Below are 2718 nucleotides of genomic sequence, written 5' to 3' on the forward strand. Positions count from 1 at the left end.
AAAATCAGAACCGATGCCCCAACAACGACGGGAACGGGAAATTGCTGATGGATTGTGGACAAAATGTGAGGCGTGCGCGGTTCTCACCTATACTAAAGACCTGAGAGCGAATCAAATGGTCTGCTCTGAATGTGGTCATCATATCCGGGTATATAGCGATGAACGGATTCGCCAGCTTATCGATGGCAATACCTGGATACCCCTGGATGAGCAAATTCGCCCCACTGATCCGCTAAAATTCCGCGATCGCAAATCCTATACAGATCGCCTACAAGACTACCAAGACAAGACTCAACTGACTGACGCTGTAAACCCACCAGATATGATGTACCTGCGTAAGGTACTGATAATGAAGAACCCCCGTTAGCCAATTTCTCCCATCCGTTACCAGAATGGAATGCACGGTTTATTTTTTTTCAATAGGGAATAATAAAATGGTAGATTTAGACTGATACACGTAGACGTTGACGCACCGCTTGTAAGGTTTGATGCACTCCCTGGATGAGTTAGCGATTCAGTCTATGCCCTGTTTTTGCGCTTATGTTAAATATTATCAAATTTTCTCTCTAGGTCAAAAGGTTGAGCCTACGCCAAATGTCGTAATTTTTGTCATGGATATGTTTTAGACGAAAAACTGGGCGCTCAATATATGCAGTCACCGGAAAAGATGGGTCTGAAGCCTCGCCCTTCTAGGGCGACTTTTTGTCCAAATTGCGAATAAGCTCCCTTAACACGTCATTTTGCGTCCTTTCCGTTTGGACGCAATACTGTTTTAGTTTTTTGAACTCAGCATCAGAGCATCTGATTAATACTTGTTTCATTTGGTCACAAACGATATCAATATGATATCATAGTAGCATGAAAAGCCGATACCAGTTTAGAATCTATCCCACCCCTGGTCAGCGTCAGTTATTAGCGCGGCTATTTGGTTGTGTGCGGGTAGTCTGGAATGATGCGCTAGCGCTGTGCAAGCAATCGGACAAGCTACCTAAAAATAGTGAACTTCAGAAACTATGTATTACTCAAGCTAAGAAACATGAGCAAAGAGAATGGTTAGGGCAGGTATCAGTTGTTCCCCTTCAGCAATCAGTTGCCGATCTAGGGGTAGCATATAAAAACTTCTTTCAATCCCGGTCTGGCAAACGCAAAGGTAAGAAGGTAAACCCGCCACGGTTTAAACGGAAAACCAACCGTCAAACGGCGCGGTTCACTCAACGTGGGTTTAAGATTAAGGCGTCCAAAGTCTACTTAGCCAAGGTTGGGAACGTCAAAGTCAAGTGGTCACGTCCTCTGCCATCTGAACCGACTTCAGTCACGGTGATTAAAGACTGTGCTGGCAGGTACTTTCTCAGTTTTGTTGTAGAGGTAGACCATGTAATTCAACCACCCAAGAACCCATCAATCGGGATCGATCTTGGGTTAAAAACCTTTGCCTCTTGCAGCAACCGGGAAAAGATTGATAGTCCAGATTATTCTCTGCTCTACCGCAAGCTAAAGCGCTCTTCAAGGCGGTTATCCAAGCGGCAAAAGGGGAGCAAACGGCGAGAACGGATGCGGGTTAAAGTAGCCAAGCTCAATGCCAAAATCCGGGATAAGCGCAAGGATTTCCTGCATAAGTTATCCACCAAGGTAGTTAACGATAACCAAGTGATTGCCTTAGAGGATTTGAACGTTGGTGGTATGCTTAAAAACCGCAAATTATCACGGGCAATTAGTCAAGCTGGCTGGCATGAATTCCGCTCATTGTGTAAGGGTAAAGCTTGCAAACACAATCGGGATTTTCGAGTCATCGACCGATGGGAACCCACCAGTCAAGTTTGTTCTGAGTGCGGCTACCGATGGGGCAAGTTAGACCTATCGGTGAGGACGATTGTCTGTGTCAATTGTGGCATAGAACACGACCGAGACGATAACGCTTCAGCAAATATAGAAAGAGTCGGGGTAGGGCATACCCACGACGTTAAACGGACGGGGAGCGCGTGTAAGACCTCAGTTGAGGCGGTGTGTGGTGAACCGTCAACCCACCGAGAGTACGTGCAGTTATCGCTGTTCGACTGGTAGGAATCCCCGTGCGTTTTACGCCGGGGAGGATGTCAAAGTCCGAATTCGACTACGATTAAACTCATCTGACTGAATGATCAGAACGGGTCTACGATATCCAGGTTCAGACGCAACAGGTGTTGGCAGATCTGCCCACCAAATTTCACCTCGCTGCATCACCAATTTTCCTCAGATAACGTATGAGCTTGTAGCTGGACAAACAGAGGATCAAGACTGCTGCTTTCATCGGCATAGACTGCATCTAACTGTTGAGTAATCTGATCCTGTTTATGTGCTTGCAAGTAGTCTTGAAGTGCCACCGCATAAAGCTGACTCCGAGATAATCCCATGCGTTTTGCAAATTGTTCCGCTGCGTCAAAAAGCGGATCAGGAATTGAAATGGCTGTTTTCATGATAAGTATAACTATAGTTATACTCGTAGAGTATCGAATTTTTACAACTAGCGCAATAGGTGATACTAAAGACCCAACCCCCCTCGTTCCCCCCTTTTTAGATCCCCCTCCCGTCCCCCTTAAAAAGGGGGAAGCCAGCGGATGCTTCGCTTTTTTGGCACGGGGAAGCCAGAGGATGCTTCGCTTCTGTTGCACGGGAGAGGGGAGTAAGAGAATCCGGTTCCCCTTCTCCCCACGGTGGGAGAAGGGGTTAGGGGATGAGGGG

At 46.7% G+C, this 2718-nt stretch carries 2 protein-coding genes and 2 pseudogenes; 2 read left to right on the forward strand and 2 right to left on the reverse strand.

The features are described from left to right. Both MC7420_RS10160 and MC7420_RS10165 read left to right on the forward strand, forming a co-directional pair. Positions 1 to 310, forward strand: a pseudogene (locus MC7420_RS10160) (acetyl-CoA carboxylase, carboxyltransferase subunit beta); the annotation flags it as partial. A 548-nt stretch (positions 311 to 858) separates the two neighbouring features. Beyond that, the gene (locus MC7420_RS10165; protein ID WP_006100359.1) at positions 859 to 2061 is read left to right on the forward strand and encodes an RNA-guided endonuclease InsQ/TnpB family protein; all 1203 of its coding nucleotides are present in this window, start codon (positions 859 to 861) and stop codon (positions 2059 to 2061) included. A gap of 33 nt (positions 2062 to 2094) precedes the next feature. Here MC7420_RS10165 and MC7420_RS36745 read toward each other — a convergent pair. Next, a pseudogene (locus tag MC7420_RS36745) lies at positions 2095 to 2217 on the reverse strand (type II toxin-antitoxin system PemK/MazF family toxin); the annotation flags it as partial. Further along, on the reverse strand, positions 2217 to 2453 hold the full coding sequence (locus MC7420_RS41265) for a CopG family ribbon-helix-helix protein (RefSeq protein ID WP_044206246.1): 237 nt from the start codon (positions 2451 to 2453) through the stop codon (positions 2217 to 2219). The pseudogene MC7420_RS36745 and the gene MC7420_RS41265, both read right to left, overlap by 1 nt. Positions 2454 to 2718 lie beyond the last annotated feature (265 nt).

This window comes from Coleofasciculus chthonoplastes PCC 7420, assembly GCF_000155555.1.
GTDB classification, from domain to species: Bacteria; Cyanobacteriota; Cyanobacteriia; order Cyanobacteriales; family Coleofasciculaceae; genus Coleofasciculus; species Coleofasciculus chthonoplastes_A.